The organism is Flavobacterium cellulosilyticum, from assembly GCF_004349355.1.
Taxonomy (GTDB): Bacteria; Bacteroidota; Bacteroidia; order Flavobacteriales; family Flavobacteriaceae; genus Flavobacterium; species Flavobacterium cellulosilyticum.
On the sequence record NZ_SMFK01000004.1, the window covers coordinates 15157 to 29739 of the forward strand.

Sequence of the window (14583 nt, forward strand, 5' to 3'; positions counted from 1 at the left end):
TTTCAAATGAGCATAATATCCCTTATAATAAAAAGAGAGTTTGTGGCCAAAGTACGCAACAAATCGTTCATTGTAATGACTTTTTTAAGTCCTTTTCTTTTTGTGGGAATAGCTGTATTTGTGGGTTATTTAAGTACGATGAAACCAGATAATAAAAAGGTTGCCATTCATGATGAAACAGGATTATTTGTCAATGAATTTAAAGCCTTGAATGATGAATATGTTTTTCAGGATTTATCAATGGTGGATATGAAATTCCTTAAAGATAGTATCACCTACGAAAGTTACGAAGGGGTACTTTACATACCTAAAGTCTCTAATAATGCGGATTTAGAAAATAAAATTGAATTCATTTCAAATGAAAGTCCCAGTATTTCCTTTATCGAAAAATTGCAAGAAGTAATATCAAAAAAATTAACCAAGGAGAATTTTAAAAATTCAAACCTTGATACTATTGCCATACAAAAAGCGCAAGCCAAAGTCAATATCAATCTGGCTAAGGCATCAGGAGAAAAAAGTCTAAGGGGCATTAATGAAATCAAGATCGCAATTGGCGGTGCATTTGGTTATCTAATAATGATGTTTATCATTATTTATGGCAATATGGTCATGCGAAGCGTTATCGAAGAAAAGACCAATCGTATCGTCGAAATTATTATTTCATCGGTAAAACCATTCCAATTAATGATGGGAAAAATTATTGGAACCTCATTGGCAGGATTGCTGCAGTTCTTTATTTGGGCAATAATTGGACTTGGATTAATGTTTGTTGCGTCTGCTCTTTTAGGAATCGATGCCAGTCCAGCAGCAAATATTCCGCCATCAATTGTAAAGTCTGCTCATCAAGAATTTGGAGGAATGGCATCTATATATATTCAAGATTTATGGGGTTTGCCTATCGCAACGATCCTTTTTAGTTTTGTAATCTATTTCATTGGAGGTTACTTTTTGTACAGTTCCTTTTATGCCGCAATTGGAGCCGCAGTTGATAGCGAAACCGACTCCCAACAATTCCTTTTGCCCATTATTATGCCGTTAATTTTAGCTGTTTACATCGGTTTTTTCACAGTTATCAATGATCCTCACGGAACTGTTGCCACCGTTTTCTCGATGATTCCACTTACATCACCTATCGTAATGTTAATGCGAATTCCGTTTGGCGTGCCGTGGTGGCAATTGGCTATTTCAATATCGATACTTTTTGCAACTTTCCTTTTTGTGGTTTGGTTTGCCGCAAAAATATACCGAGTAGGAATATTAATGTATGGTAAAAAACCAAGTTGGAAAGAATTATACAAATGGTTGAAATATTAAAGTTTAATTGTTTAACTGTTTAATCGGTTAAACAAATAAACAATTAACCGATTAACCCAAAAAAAATGAGTAAAATACTAATTATAGAAGACGAAGCATCCATTCGACGAGTACTTTCAAAAATACTTTCCGAAGAGAACGAGACTTATGTTGTAGAAGATGCCGAAGATGGACTTGTAGGATTGGAGAAAATAAAAAACAACGACTACGACCTCGTTTTGTGCGATATCAAAATGCCAAAAATGGACGGAGTAGAAGTACTCGAAGCAGTCAAAAAAATAAAACCTGAAATTCCGATGGTGATGATTTCTGGTCACGGTGATATGGAAACCGCCATTCAAACCATGCGTTTGGGGGCTTTTGATTATATCTCAAAACCACCAGATTTAAATCGGTTACTGAATACCGTTCGCAATGCATTGGACAGAAAACAACTCGTAGTCGAGAATAAAATTCTAAAAAAGAAAGTCAGCAAGAACTACGAAATGATTGGTGAAAGTGAACCTATAAATCACATTAAATTGATGATTGACAAGGTAGCACAAACCGAAGCCAGAGTATTAATTACGGGACCAAATGGAACTGGAAAAGAATTAGTAGCACATCAATTGCACGAAAAAAGTCAAAGAGCAGATTTTCCGTTGATTGAAGTAAATTGTGCCGCAATTCCAAGTGAATTGATAGAAAGCGAATTGTTCGGACATGTGAAAGGAGCTTTTACATCAGCTGTGAAAGACCGAGCTGGAAAATTTGAAGCGGCAGATAAAGGAACCATTTTCTTGGATGAAATTGGAGACATGAGTCTTTCGGCTCAAGCCAAAGTATTGCGTGCTCTTCAAGAAAATATCATTACAAGAGTTGGTGCTGATAAAGATATCAAAGTGGATGTACGAGTGATTGCCGCTACCAATAAAGATTTGAAAAAAGAAATTGCCGAAGGTCGCTTCCGTGAGGATTTATACCATCGATTGGCAGTTATTTTAATCAATGTTCCTTCCTTAAATGACAGAAGGGAAGATATTCCGATGCTGATAGCCCATTTTGCAGATAAAATTGCTTCAGAACAAGGCAATGGGGTAAAACTTTTTTCGAAAGCAGCTATAAAATTACTTCAAGAATACGATTGGACAGGAAATATCCGAGAATTGCGAAATGTAGTCGAACGATTGATTATTCTTGGTGGAAGTGAAATTTCCGAAAGTGATGTCAAAATGTTCGCTAGTAAATAAATTTGCCATAAGGCAATAGCTAATAGGCAAAAGTTACGCAGTGATTATTTAATAATTTTAGCTTTTGGCTATTGCCTTTTGCCTAATTACTTTAAAAAAATGAAACTAAAAAAAATAAACGAAATCCTTCAAGAAAACCTTGTCCAAAACGGACTAATTGAGGCCAATGAAATGCAAAAAGAGACTTTTTCGACTCTTAAAAGCGGTGCCGATTGTATTATTATTGCGCCAAAAGGTACCGGAAAGTCAACAACTATTGTCATTAATGTAATTCAAAAATTAGCAGGTACAAACGAAGAGTCGCCACGTGCTTTGATTATTGTAGAAGACAAAGCTAAAGTTTTAGAAATGGAAGAACTTTTCGAAAAATACGGAAAAAACTCAGAACTTGAAGTCTATGGCGTACATGACAAAGGGGATATGGAATATGACAAGAATTATATTTCCACAGGTATTGATGTTTTGATTGGAACTCCAAATAAGTTGAGTGAAATGTTTACTACAGCAGGATACAATGTCAACCGATTAAAAATGTTCATTCTGGATGATGCCGATCCCATTTTGAAACTGCGTCATGAAACCAAAATCATGCGAATTTCCAATAGCGTTGCTAAAACGCAGCGCATTATTTTTACAGAACAATTTACCGAAAGAGTAGAAATTCTAGCCGATAAAATGTTAATGGAGCCTTTTGAATTTGATTTTGAAGAATCAGAAGAATCAGAAGAATCAGAAGAAGAATTGTAATCACTCGCAGTTTGTAGTAATTTATAAAAAGAAAAAATAAACAAAAAACAGTATTATGGGATTAATGAAAGTGTTTTCAGGAAATGAAATTTTGGCATTGGCTTTACAAACAAAAATTGAAGAAATAGGAGTTAATACTGTTATTCGAAATAACAATCAGGCTAATGTTTTGCCAAGTATAAGTACTATTAAACCAGTAGAGTTATTTATTCAAGAAACTGATTTCTCTAAAGCAAATGAGATAATTGAAGAGTTCAGATTGAGTATTTAAAATTTGTATATTTGTTATTCAAATAACTCAGTAAGATGGATATAGCAGCAAGAAAAATGGAATTAGTTGATTGGTTACTTCGTATTGATGATGAAAGTAAAATTAAAAAAATAATAGCTTTAAAATCTGTTTTAGATAAAGAAGTTGTGGCTCATACCATAAGTGGATATCCGGTAGATAAAGAAGAATATATCAATATGATTAAAGAAGCTGATGAGCGAATTGCATCAGGAAAATATACTACTATTGAAGATTTAGAGAAAGAAATCGAGAATTGGTAATATGCAAAAGCCAATCAAAATTCTTTGGGATAATAAAGCAAAATCTGATTTAAAACTAATTTTTGAATTGATCAAATTAAAATCTCCTCAAGGAGCGAAAAACGTCCTTAGAGATATTGTTCTTCAAAGTAAGAATATTCATTTTGTAGAACAATATCAGGTAGATGAATTTTTAGAAGAACCTTATCGTAGAATTATAGTAAGAAATTATAAGATAATTTACAAGATTCATTCTGAAACAGAAATCCGTATTCTTCAAATTTTTGACACTCGCCAAAACCCAATAAAGCTAAATAAGCAAAATGAATAAATTATCTAAAGTAATTTTGATTGTATTCTTAATGATTGTTGGTGCTAGATTTTTCTTTTGATGAGGTAGATTAAATGGCATATGGGAATTTGAAAAAGGAATTTATATAGGAGATCCAATTTCTCAATTTCAAAATATAAAGGTTTTAAATAATTTTGAAATTGAAATTTCTAAAAATGAAAAATCAGTTTCTTTTTATGTAATTGGGTGTTATTTTGGAAGTTTGTATTTATTTGAAAAGGAATCTTTAAAATATACTAAGTATTCTAGATTTGAAGGAAGTGATATGTGGGATTAAAAACAGAAAAAATTAAATTTAAACAATGAAATACAAAATGTTGGTTGTTGATATGGACGACACCTTATTAAACGATAATCATATCATTTCAGACGAGAATACAGCAATGCTTTTAAAAGCACAAGAATTGGGTGTTTATGTTGTTTTGGCTTCGGGTCGACCAACTTCGGCAATGATTGATTATGCCAGATATTTGCAATGTGACATCAATAATTCCTATATGATTTCTTTTAACGGATCTACAATTACGGATTTAAAAGAAGATAAGGTGTTGTTTGAACATTCATTATCCAAAGAACAAATTCATTCCCTTTATGATTTTAGTCTAGAAAACAACACTCATATTATTACCTATTTGGATGGGAAAATAATCAGTGAAAGACATTCGGAATATATAGATCTTGAAAGTACAATCACTGGATTAGAATTAGTTATTGTTCCAAATTTTAAAGATGCAGTAACAACTTCTGCCGTTAAATGCCTATTGTTGGAAGAACCTGTATACCTTAAAACAGTCGAGCCAAAATTGAAATTAGAACAACCGGAATTAAGTGTTTGTATGTCGAAACCTTTTTTCCTAGAAGCTGCACCAACTGGTGTTGACAAAGGAGCTGCATTGCAATTTTTGGCCAATAAACTCAATATTCATCAAAGCGAGATTATTGCTATTGGTAACGCAGGTAATGACCTAACAATGGTGCAATATGCCGGATTAGGTGTTTGGGTTGATAATGTAGACCCAGAATTAAGAGAATTTGGAGATGTTATTGTGGCTTCGAATAACGAACACGGTGTTGCCGAAGTTGTTCGACGGTTTATATTAGAATAAATAATATATGATTTTTTTAAATATGCCTCAAAATTTTGATTTTGAGGTTTTTTTTTTTGAAAATTGATTTAGTTTTTTCGAAAGAGAAACAGTTGTATTTTAAATTATTTTTAGAAAATAACATCTTCGGCTTTTTCATTTCAATTTCCATGAAACTTGTTTCCTAGCTTAAAAAAACTTTAATTTGGTTTTTAATAAGAATTACTAACTAAACCGAGTTTATGGAAGAATTTGTTGGAATGTTAAATAATATTATTTGGAGTAATGCTTTAATTATTTTATGTTTAGGCACAGGGCTTTATTTTTCGATGCGTACTCGATTCTTACAAGTACGTCATTTCAAAGAAATGTTCCGTTTACTATTTGATGGCGAAAGTACTGATTCAGGTGTTTCCTCTTTTCAAGCGTTATCGATGTCTTTGGCAGGAAGAGTAGGGACAGGAAATATTGCGGGTGTAGCTACTGCAATTGCTTTTGGTGGACCGGGAGCGATGTTTTGGATGTGGATGGTGGCTTTTTTGGGAGCAAGTACTGCATTTGTTGAAGCAACATTAGCACAAATTTATAAAGAAAAACATCTAGGTGAATTTCGTGGAGGTCCTGCTTTTTATATCGAAAGAGGCTTAGGAGTAAAATGGTTTGGCGTTTTATTTGCCATTGTTTCAGTGATTTCAGCTGGAATTTTATTGCCTGGAGTACAAGCCAATTCAATCGCCGAAGGATTGCAAAATGCCTTTCAAATCAATACTTTGTATACGGGAATTGGTGTTGCACTATTATTCGCAGCTATAGTTTTTGGCGGAGTAAAAAGAATTGCAAAATTTACTGAGTATATTGTTCCTTTTATGGCAATTACTTATATAATTATAGCATTGATCATCATCATAATTGATATTAATAGATTGCCAGAATTGATTTCATTAGTATTTAAAAGTGCTTTTAATATGGAAGCTGGATTTGGAGCCGTTTTTGGTTTAGCCATTCAGTGGGGTGTAAAAAGAGGGATTTATTCTAATGAAGCTGGTCAAGGAACCGCCCCTCATATTGCTGCTGCTGCCAACGTTTCGCATCCTACTAAACAAGGTTTGGTACAATCCTTCTCCGTTTATATTGATACTTTGTTAGTGTGTTCTGCTACCGGTTTTATGTTATTAATAACAGGGAAATACAATGTAATAAATCCAGCCGCTGGAGCAGATGGAGCTCAACAATTTTTATATGAAGGAGCAAAAAATATTGCTTCAGGACCTGGATATACCCAAAGTGCGATGGATACTATTTTTCCGGGATTGGGTGGTTATTTTGTAGCTGTCGCCTTGTTTTTCTTTGCTTTTACCACTATTGTAGCCTACTATTATATTGCCGAAACAAATATTTCCTATATCACCCGAAAAATAGAATCCCCTCTTTTTTATCATATTTTAAAAATAATCATGATTATGGTGGTTATATATGGGTCGGTTAATCAGGCCCAATTGGCTTGGGCTATTGGAGATATTGGGGTAGGTCTAATGGCTTGGTTTAATATAATTGCTATTCTACTATTGCAAAAACCAGCTTTGGCCGCCTTAAAAGATTATGAAAAACAGAAAAAAGAAGGTAAAGATCCCACTTTTAATCCAGAGGATATTGGAGTAATGAACGCTCATATTTGGACTACATTACTCAAACACAAAGACGATAAATAAATTTTTACCGTTCCATTAAAGCTTCTAAAATCAGAAAAAGCGATCTGATTTTAGAAGCTTTATTTTTTTATAGACTAATTGTTTAATTAATCTATCTTTGCCACTTTCAAAAAAATGTTCATGATTTATACAACTTTAAACTTTTGAACATTAAACTTTAAACAAAAATTTAATGATTACAGTCAACGATATCTCGGTTCAATTTGGTGGAACCTCTTTATTTAGTGATGTTTCTTTTGCCATAAACGAAAACGATAAAATAGCCCTAATGGGTAAAAATGGAGCAGGAAAATCAACCCTTTTGAAAATTATTGCAGGTCAAAGTAAACCTTCAACAGGAAGTATTTCGGCACCAAAAGAAGCTGTAATAGCTTATTTACCCCAGCATTTATTAACAACAGATGGAGCAACTGTTATGGAAGAAACTTCCAAAGCGTATGGCGAAATCTTTAGTATGAAAGCAGAAATCGACGAAATCAATGAGCAGTTAACTATTCGTACGGATTATGAAAGTGATGCCTACATGAAATTGATTGAACGAGTTTCAGATTTAAGCGAGAAGTTTTACGCCATTGAGGAAGTGAATTACGAAGCTGAAATCGAGAAAATTTTGATAGGTTTAGGATTTGTTCGCGAAGATTTCGGCCGTCAAACAAAGGAGTTTTCTGGTGGTTGGAGAATGCGAATTGAATTGGCTAAAATCCTTTTGCAAAAACCAGATTTGATTTTACTGGATGAACCTACGAATCACATGGATATTGAAAGTATTCAATGGTTGGAAGATTTCTTAATCAATTCGGCCAAAGCAGTTGTGGTGATTTCTCACGATAGAGCTTTTGTAGATAATATTACCAATCGTACTATCGAGGTGACTATGGGACGTATTTATGATTACAAAGCCAAGTATTCACATTATTTAGAACTTCGAAAAGACCGTCGCATGCACCAACAAAAGGCATACGATGAGCAACAACGAATGATTGCGGATAATCGAACTTTTATTGATCGTTTTAAAGGAACATTTTCTAAAACAGATGCCGTTCAGTCTCGAGTTAAAATGCTTGAAAAACTAGTAATTGTTCAGGTTGATGAAGTCGATACATCAGCATTAAAATTAAAATTCCCACCTGCAGTGCGTTCTGGACAATATCCTGTTATTGTAAAGGAAATGTCAAAGTCTTATGGCGACCATGTGGTGTTTAAGGATGCTAATATTGTTATCGAAAGAGGTCAGAAAGTAGCTTTTGTTGGGAAAAATGGGGAAGGTAAATCGACGATGATCAAAGCCATTATGAAGGAAATTGGTGTTGATGATGGTTCTGTCGAAATTGGTCACAATGCTCAAATTGGGTATTTTGCCCAAAACCAAGCGTCTTTATTGGATGAAAATGCAACCATTTTTGAAACTATTGACGATATTGCTGTTGGAGATGTTCGTACTAAGATCAAAGATATTTTAGGTGCTTTTATGTTTCACGGTGATGATGTAACCAAGAAGGTAAAAGTGCTCTCTGGTGGAGAGAAAACACGTTTAGCAATGATTAAATTACTATTGGAACCCGTTAATTTGTTGATTTTGGATGAGCCTTCCAATCATTTGGATATGAAAACCAAAGACATTATCAAAGATGCCTTACGTGACTTTGATGGAACGCTAATTTTAGTTTCTCACGATCGTGATTTCTTAGATGGTTTGGCTACTAAAGTTTTCGAATTTGGAAACAAACGAGTTGTAGAGCATTTTGAAGATATTAGCGGATTCTTAGCGCACAAAAAAATGGATAGCATGAAAGAAATTGAGAAATAAATCTTTCATTTATAAAAAAAAACTGGCTGCTAATTGAAGCAGCCAGTTTTTTTTAAAGTCTAATTCCAGGTGGAAGTAATTCTTTGTAAACAGGATTCTTTTTGAAAAAAACTACTATTTTGGGAAGAATTGGAACTACTTTAAATTTTCTTTCAATAGCAATTGCCATTATGTTTTTGAGTAAGTTGGAAATGAAAATTTCATCATCAAAGTCATCAGGAACATTAATTTTTGTCAAAAATATTTTCTTCTCCTGAAATGAATATTCTACTGTAACTAATCCTTCATCTACTATAGTTTCAAATTGTCGAGCAAAAGTGTTGTCCTTGATTTCAATATTGACTGCTGTTTCCATAATTATTCATATTAATGCATTGGCACTTCGACCAAAAGTATTTTTGCTGTTGAAATGATTTTGAAGTCAAAGTGCTCAAAATCAATTATTCCTATAGCATCTCTTTTTTTTAATATTTGGTTCTCAATTTCAATCTCACCATCAATCAAGAAAAGATAAACTCCGTTTTCTGGAATGTTTATTTTATAAGTACTGGTTTTGTCCTTTTCGAAAATTCCTAAATTAAAAAAAGTTTGTTGGTAAACCCATAATGCATTTCCGTCATTCTTGTTTTTTGGAGAAACTATGTTTACAAAGGTATTGATTTGATTTTCAATATCAAACGATTTTTGGTCGTATCTTGGTTTTACCCCTTCTTTTTCAGGAAATACCCATAACTGCAGGGTTTTTGCAGGGTCATTTTGGCTTGCATTCATTTCTGAATGTTCAATTCCTTTTCCGGCACTCATTACTTGTACTTCACCAAAACGAATTATGCCTTCGTTTCCCATACTATCTTTGTGTTTTAGACCTCCTTCAAGCGGAATTGTAATAATTTCCATGTTGGCGTGTGAATGGGTCCCAAAACCAGTTCCACCATCAATAGTATCATCGTTTAATACCCGAAGCATTCCAAATTGTTCCCGATTAGGATTGTAATAATTTCCAAAAGAAAAGGAGAAATTGGCTTTAAGCCAACCATAATCAGCTTTTCCTCTTGTATTTGCATGATATAGTTTAGTTTTCATACTTTATTTGATAATAATAAGTTGGAATTAAACAGGATTCAATTAAATGAATTAATTTTATAAATTTCGTGATTATAAATTCGAATACTGTTGTAAAATAGTTAAAATCCCATTATGAGTAAGATTCCCGTTTATTTTATGCCTGGATTGGCCGCAAGTGCCGCTATTTTTGAGCGAATAGTTCTTCCGGAAAATTTATTTGAAATGCTGCTTTTGGAGTGGGAAATACCATTGGAAAAAGAATCTTTAGCAGCGTATGCAAAACGAATGACAAAAAAGATTACACATCCAAATCCAGTTTTAATAGGTGTTTCTTTTGGAGGGATTTTGGTTCAGGAAATGGCAGCGTTTATTGATACCAGAAAAGTGATTATTATTTCGAGTGTCAAAAGTAATTTGGAATTTCCCATGAGAATGAAATTGGCAAAATCCACAAAGGCCTATAAACTAATTCCAACGGCTTTATTGGCCAATTTAGAAGGTTTAGCACAATTTTCTTTTGGTACAAAAATAAATACTCGACTCAAATTATATGAAAAGTTTCTTTGTGTTAGAGATAAGAACTATTTGGACTGGGCTGTGGAGCAAGTTGTTTTATGGGAAAGAACGGTTGAGGATAAAAAAGTAATTCACATTCACGGGGATGAAGATGATGTTTTTCCGATAAAAAACATTCATAATTGCGTAGTTGTAAAAGGCGGAACTCATATAATGGTATTGAATAAATACAAGTGGCTTAATGAAAATTTGCCTAAGATTATAATGAAATAGATTTTAAAAAAAAGTCGTAAAGTAAAAACTATTATATTTTTACTTTACGACTTTTTACTTTACAAATTTCAAATGAAGTTTATATTTTCTTCATTTGGTCTTTCATCATTTTTATCTGATCGGAAAGCATGTTTTGTTTGTCTAATTTTCTAGCTTCGTTTAATAAATTAGTTGCTTCTAGTTTTCTTCTTCTAGTCATCGCAACTCCTGCTAGGTTTAATTTGGCCACAGCCAGGTCCATATCCATAGACAAACCTAATTCGATTGCTTTCTTGAAAAATTTCTCAGATTGATTGATGTTTGTTTGCGAAAGCATAATTCCATGCAGATAGTTGAAATAGCCTTGTTGTTTTCTTACTAAAGCTGATTCTGGCTTTTTGATGTAAGCCAACCATTTTTTGGCGCCTTCAAAATCTTGTTTTCTCAGTTTTAAGAAGGCTAATAAAATAAATTCATTTTTGAAATAAAGAAAAATTGGAATTGCAGACAATAATATAAGGAATATTCCATTACCGATATTCGATTCAGTAAATTGCCAAATGCCAGTAATGATAATAAGTCCGGCGAGAATAAGCTTGATAACTTTAGGAAACATAGTGTGTAAATTTATAATAGCAAAGATAGTAAAATGAATTAAAAAAAAAATTATAAAACCACTTGCCAGAAATAAAAGTCTTTGTATATTTGCACTCGGTTTGAGAATAACAGAATTCAAAACCACTAAAGACATTTAAATACATTTTTTAAAGATACAAAGCAATGAGCAAAAGAACGTTTCAACCATCGAAAAGAAAAAGAAGAAATAAGCACGGATTTATGGACAGAATGGCTTCTGCAAATGGAAGAAAAGTCCTAGCGCGTCGTAGAGCAAAAGGAAGACACAAATTGACTGTATCTTGCGAACCAAGACACAAAAAATAATGTTTTTATAAACATCATAAAGGCGTTACTTTTTTTAGTATCGCCTTTTTTTATACCTTGTCGTTAAAATAATTTCAAGTTTACGATTTATTGTACTATAATTAACTTTAAATCTTTGAACTTTAAACAAATAAAACAAAAAAAATGCCAAAAGACAACTCCATAAAATCAGTATTAATAATAGGTTCAGGTCCAATCGTTATAGGTCAAGCATGTGAATTTGATTACGCAGGTTCACAATCAGCTCGTTCTATTCGTGAAGAAGGAATTGAAGTTATCTTAATTAACTCGAATCCTGCAACTATTATGACTGATCCATCGATGGCAGATCATATTTATTTATTGCCTTTAACAACGAAATCAATAATTCAAATCCTGAAAGAGCATCCACAAATTGATGCTGTTTTGCCAACTATGGGTGGTCAAACGGCACTGAACTTATGTCTTGAAGCTGATGAAAAAGGAATTTGGACAGATTTTGGAGTACGATTAATTGGTGTTGATGTTAATGCTATCAATATTACTGAAGACAGAGAGCAATTTAAACAATTGTTGAAGAAAATCAACGTGCCATCAGCACCTGCTGAAATTTGCACCTCATACCTTAGAGGAAAAGAAATTGCTCAAGAATATGGTTTTCCATTGGTTATTCGTCCCTCCTTTACATTAGGTGGAACAGGAGCTGCAATTGTTTATAAAAAAGAGGATTTCGACGAACTTTTGACTAGAGGATTAGAAGCTTCTCCAATACACGAAGTGTTGATTGATAAAGCTTTAATGGGTTGGAAAGAATACGAATTGGAGCTTTTGAGAGATAAAAACGATAATGTTGTAATTATCTGTTCAATTGAAAATATGGATCCAATGGGGATTCACACTGGGGATTCCATTACTGTTGCTCCAGCAATGACTTTATCGGACACTACTTTCCAAAGAATGCGTGATTATGCCATCCTGATGATGCGTAGTATTGGAAATTTTGCAGGAGGTTGTAATGTGCAGTTTGCCGTTTCGCCAGACGAAAAAGAAGATATTGTTGCCATCGAAATTAATCCTCGTGTGTCACGTTCTTCCGCTTTGGCTTCAAAAGCAACAGGGTATCCAATTGCAAAAATAGCCTCAAAACTAGCTTTGGGATACAATTTAGATGAATTACAAAACCAAATCACCAAATCTACTTCGGCCTTATTTGAACCGACCTTGGATTATGTGATTGTGAAAATACCACGTTGGAATTTCGATAAATTCGAAGGTGCTGATAGAACTTTAGGACTTCAAATGAAATCAGTGGGTGAGGTTATGGGAATTGGACGTTCATTCCAAGAAGCCTTACATAAAGCCACACAATCATTGGAAATAAAGAGAAATGGTTTAGGAGCCGACGGAAAAGGATATACAAATTACGAACAAATAATCGAAAAACTAACTTTTGCAAGTTGGGATCGTGTTTTTGTGATTTATGATGCTATCGCTTTGGGAATTCCATTGAGTCGTATTCATGAAATTACTAAAATTGATATGTGGTTCTTGAAACAATATGAGGAATTATATACTTTAGAAAAAGAAATCTCCAACTTTAAACTGGAAGAATTGCCAAAAGAATTGTTGCTTGAAGCAAAACAAAAAGGGTTTGCCGACAGACAAATTGCTCACATGATTAATTGTCTGGAAAGTGAAGTACATGCTTTGCGTATGACGATGAACATCAACCGCGTCTTCAAATTAGTGGATACTTGTGCTGCAGAATTTAAAGCTTTAACCCCTTATTATTACTCGACTTTTGAGGCTGAAATAGAAAAAGCAAACGGAGAACGTTACGTTCACAACGAAAGTATTGTAACTCCAAAAAAGAAAGTAATTGTATTGGGTTCAGGTCCAAACAGAATCGGGCAAGGAATCGAATTTGATTATTCTTGTGTTCACGGTGTTTTGGCGGCCAAAGAATGCGGTTACGAAACGATAATGATTAACTGTAATCCAGAAACAGTTTCGACCGATTTTGATACAGCAGATAAGTTATATTTTGAACCTGTATTTTGGGAACATATATATGACATCATTCAACACGAAAAACCAGAAGGTGTAATCGTGCAATTGGGTGGACAAACTGCTTTGAAAATTGCTGAGAAATTGGCGAAATACGGCATTAAAATTATTGGGACGAGCTTTGATGCTTTGGATTTAGCTGAAGATAGAGGCCGTTTCTCTGATTTATTAACCGAATTAAAAATTCCTTTTCCACAATTTGGAATTGCTGAAACTGCTGACGAAGCCTCTGCCTTGGCAGACACTTTAGATTTTCCTTTGTTGATTCGTCCTTCTTATGTGTTGGGTGGTCAAGGAATGAAAATTGTAATCAACAAACAAGAATTAGAGGAACACGTTATCAATTTATTGAAAACAATTCCCGGAAATAAATTGCTTTTAGATCATTATTTAGATGGAGCGATTGAAGCAGAAGCTGATGCAATTTGTGATGGTGAAAATGTGTATATTATTGGAATAATGGAACACATCGAACCTTGTGGAGTGCATTCTGGAGATAGTAATGCTACTTTACCACCGTTTAACTTGGGTGAATTTGTAATGACACAAATTAAGGATCATACTAAGAAAATAGCTTTGGCTTTGCAAACCGTAGGTTTAATTAACATTCAGTTTGCGATAAAAGACGATATCGTTTATATTATTGAGGCTAATCCAAGAGCATCAAGAACAGTACCTTTTATTGCAAAAGCATACAACGAACCTTATGTAAATTATGCTACTAAAGTAATGTTGGGAGAAAATAAAGTTACCGACTTTAAATTCAATCCACAATTAAAAGGATTTGCGATTAAACAACCTGTTTTCTCTTTCAGCAAGTTCCATAATGTAAATAAAGCATTAGGACCAGAAATGAAATCGACTGGAGAGAGCATCTTGTTTATTGACGATTTGAAAGACGATCAATTCTACGAATTGTATTCTAGAAGAAAAATGTATTTGAGTAAATAAACTTGAATTTAGTATATTGAAAAAGCTCCGGAAATGG

Annotated in this window: 15 protein-coding genes; 12 read left to right on the forward strand and 3 right to left on the reverse strand. The window is 33.6% G+C overall.

Annotated elements, in window-relative coordinates:
* Positions 1-6 precede the first annotated feature (6 nt).
* The 9 genes from E0F76_RS08185 (at position 7) to E0F76_RS08225 (ending at position 8774) form a co-directional block, all read left to right on the forward strand.
* A complete protein-coding gene (locus E0F76_RS08185) occupies positions 7-1314 on the forward strand; it encodes an ABC transporter permease (protein ID WP_132004065.1) in 1308 nt (435 codons plus the stop codon).
* A gap of 65 nt (positions 1315-1379) precedes the next feature.
* The gene (locus E0F76_RS08190; RefSeq protein WP_132004068.1) at positions 1380-2543 is read left to right on the forward strand and encodes a sigma-54-dependent transcriptional regulator; all 1164 of its coding nucleotides are present in this window, start codon (positions 1380-1382) and stop codon (positions 2541-2543) included.
* A gap of 99 nt (positions 2544-2642) precedes the next feature.
* Positions 2643-3290, forward strand: a complete 648-nt coding sequence (locus tag E0F76_RS08195) for a DEAD/DEAH box helicase (RefSeq protein ID WP_132004071.1) — start codon at positions 2643-2645, stop codon at positions 3288-3290.
* 55 nt (positions 3291-3345) lie between these two features.
* Positions 3346-3561 carry a putative signal transducing protein gene (locus tag E0F76_RS08200; protein WP_132004074.1) on the forward strand — a complete coding sequence of 72 codons (216 nt, stop codon included), beginning with the start codon at positions 3346-3348 and terminating at the stop codon, positions 3559-3561.
* A gap of 35 nt (positions 3562-3596) precedes the next feature.
* The gene (locus tag E0F76_RS08205) at positions 3597-3842 is read left to right on the forward strand and encodes a hypothetical protein (protein WP_132004076.1); all 246 of its coding nucleotides are present in this window, start codon (positions 3597-3599) and stop codon (positions 3840-3842) included.
* Position 3843: 1 nt separating this feature from the next.
* The gene (locus tag E0F76_RS08210) at positions 3844-4152 is read left to right on the forward strand and encodes a type II toxin-antitoxin system RelE/ParE family toxin (RefSeq protein WP_132004079.1); all 309 of its coding nucleotides are present in this window, start codon (positions 3844-3846) and stop codon (positions 4150-4152) included.
* Between the two features lie 323 nt (positions 4153-4475).
* Positions 4476-5279: a Cof-type HAD-IIB family hydrolase gene (locus E0F76_RS08215; RefSeq protein WP_132004082.1), complete on the forward strand. Its 804-nt coding sequence runs from the start codon at positions 4476-4478 to the stop codon at positions 5277-5279.
* Positions 5280-5500: 221 nt separating this feature from the next.
* Positions 5501-6967, forward strand: a complete 1467-nt coding sequence (locus E0F76_RS08220) for an alanine/glycine:cation symporter family protein (RefSeq protein WP_132004085.1) — start codon at positions 5501-5503, stop codon at positions 6965-6967.
* Positions 6968-7139: 172 nt separating this feature from the next.
* The gene (locus E0F76_RS08225; protein WP_132004088.1) at positions 7140-8774 is read left to right on the forward strand and encodes an ABC-F family ATP-binding cassette domain-containing protein; all 1635 of its coding nucleotides are present in this window, start codon (positions 7140-7142) and stop codon (positions 8772-8774) included.
* A 52-nt stretch (positions 8775-8826) separates the two neighbouring features.
* Here E0F76_RS08225 and E0F76_RS08230 read toward each other — a convergent pair whose 3' ends face one another.
* On the reverse strand, positions 8827-9129 hold the full coding sequence (locus E0F76_RS08230; protein ID WP_246022015.1) for a GNAT family N-acetyltransferase: 303 nt from the start codon (positions 9127-9129) through the stop codon (positions 8827-8829).
* A gap of 11 nt (positions 9130-9140) precedes the next feature.
* Entirely contained in the window at positions 9141-9857 is a 717-nt protein-coding gene (locus tag E0F76_RS08235) for a pirin family protein (protein WP_132004091.1), read from the reverse strand.
* A 114-nt stretch (positions 9858-9971) separates the two neighbouring features.
* On the opposite strand from E0F76_RS08235, the gene E0F76_RS08240 reads away from it, so the two are divergent.
* Positions 9972-10628, forward strand: a complete 657-nt coding sequence (locus E0F76_RS08240) for an alpha/beta hydrolase family protein (RefSeq protein ID WP_132004094.1) — start codon at positions 9972-9974, stop codon at positions 10626-10628.
* A 79-nt stretch (positions 10629-10707) separates the two neighbouring features.
* Here E0F76_RS08240 and E0F76_RS08245 read toward each other — a convergent pair whose 3' ends face one another.
* The gene (locus E0F76_RS08245) at positions 10708-11223 is read right to left on the reverse strand and encodes a DUF2892 domain-containing protein (protein WP_132004097.1); all 516 of its coding nucleotides are present in this window, start codon (positions 11221-11223) and stop codon (positions 10708-10710) included.
* Between the two features lie 164 nt (positions 11224-11387).
* Between E0F76_RS08245 and rpmH the strand changes: the two genes are divergently transcribed.
* Together rpmH and carB are read left to right on the forward strand one after the other, a co-directional pair.
* Positions 11388-11549 carry a 50S ribosomal protein L34 gene (rpmH, locus tag E0F76_RS08250; protein WP_007136275.1) on the forward strand — a complete coding sequence of 54 codons (162 nt, stop codon included), beginning with the start codon at positions 11388-11390 and terminating at the stop codon, positions 11547-11549.
* A 144-nt stretch (positions 11550-11693) separates the two neighbouring features.
* Positions 11694-14546 carry a carbamoyl-phosphate synthase large subunit gene (gene carB, locus E0F76_RS08255; RefSeq protein WP_132004100.1) on the forward strand — a complete coding sequence of 951 codons (2853 nt, stop codon included), beginning with the start codon at positions 11694-11696 and terminating at the stop codon, positions 14544-14546.
* Positions 14547-14583 lie beyond the last annotated feature (37 nt).

Bases quoted from the DNA above. Each gene is read 5' to 3' on its own strand.
- E0F76_RS08245 (WP_132004097.1), bottom strand. From the start codon at position 11,223: ATGTTTCCTAAAGTTATCAAGCTTATTCTCGCCGGACTTATTATCATT.
- E0F76_RS08210 (WP_132004079.1), top strand. From the start codon at position 3,844: ATGCAAAAGCCAATCAAAATTCTTTGGGATAATAAAGCAAAATCTGAT.
- E0F76_RS08240 (WP_132004094.1), top strand. From the start codon at position 9,972: ATGAGTAAGATTCCCGTTTATTTTATGCCTGGATTGGCCGCAAGTGCC.
- E0F76_RS08195 (WP_132004071.1), top strand. From the start codon at position 2,643: ATGAAACTAAAAAAAATAAACGAAATCCTTCAAGAAAACCTTGTCCAA.
- E0F76_RS08190 (WP_132004068.1), top strand. From the start codon at position 1,380: ATGAGTAAAATACTAATTATAGAAGACGAAGCATCCATTCGACGAGTA.
- E0F76_RS08225 (WP_132004088.1), top strand. From the start codon at position 7,140: ATGATTACAGTCAACGATATCTCGGTTCAATTTGGTGGAACCTCTTTA.
- E0F76_RS08185 (WP_132004065.1), top strand. From the start codon at position 7: ATGAGCATAATATCCCTTATAATAAAAAGAGAGTTTGTGGCCAAAGTA.
- E0F76_RS08205 (WP_132004076.1), top strand. From the start codon at position 3,597: ATGGATATAGCAGCAAGAAAAATGGAATTAGTTGATTGGTTACTTCGT.
- rpmH (WP_007136275.1), top strand. From the start codon at position 11,388: ATGAGCAAAAGAACGTTTCAACCATCGAAAAGAAAAAGAAGAAATAAG.
- carB (WP_132004100.1), top strand. From the start codon at position 11,694: ATGCCAAAAGACAACTCCATAAAATCAGTATTAATAATAGGTTCAGGT.
- E0F76_RS08200 (WP_132004074.1), top strand. From the start codon at position 3,346: ATGGGATTAATGAAAGTGTTTTCAGGAAATGAAATTTTGGCATTGGCT.
- E0F76_RS08235 (WP_132004091.1), bottom strand. From the start codon at position 9,857: ATGAAAACTAAACTATATCATGCAAATACAAGAGGAAAAGCTGATTAT.
- E0F76_RS08230 (WP_246022015.1), bottom strand. From the start codon at position 9,129: ATGGAAACAGCAGTCAATATTGAAATCAAGGACAACACTTTTGCTCGA.
- E0F76_RS08220 (WP_132004085.1), top strand. From the start codon at position 5,501: ATGGAAGAATTTGTTGGAATGTTAAATAATATTATTTGGAGTAATGCT.
- E0F76_RS08215 (WP_132004082.1), top strand. From the start codon at position 4,476: ATGAAATACAAAATGTTGGTTGTTGATATGGACGACACCTTATTAAAC.